Here is a 279-nt window from a genome sequence, read left to right on the forward strand (position 1 = left end):
TCTTGTGCCATCACAGGTGCGGCAACTGCTGCGGTCAGGGCCAGTACGGCGGCAGCCAGGAATGCGGAGAAACGGTTTTTCATTATGGTGCTTCCTTTAAACAAAATAAGGTTGGTAGTGCTTACTGCTTATTATCAGTTGGTCAGAACTGTCCCCTCCCGGGTGTTCTGTCTGACCGCCTTTGTTATGCGGGATCAGTCGAGTTTCCAGACGTAATCCACGTGCGTCCAGGTTTGTTGTGGCTTGCCATCCACCAGGCCCGGTTTGTTCCGGCAACTG

At 53.0% G+C, this 279-nt stretch carries 1 protein-coding gene; it reads left to right on the top strand.

Annotated features, from left to right (window positions below; genetic code table 11):
* Window positions 1-216 (top strand): hypothetical protein (locus tag KDM89_RS22125; protein WP_212689888.1); only part of this gene is annotated, 216 nt, incomplete at its 5' end.
* Between the last annotated feature and the right edge of the window lie 63 nt (window positions 217-279).

The organism is Cognatundibacterium luofuense (genome assembly GCF_018139685.1).
In the GTDB taxonomy this organism is placed as follows: Bacteria; Pseudomonadota; Gammaproteobacteria; order Burkholderiales; family Burkholderiaceae_D; genus Undibacterium; species Undibacterium luofuense.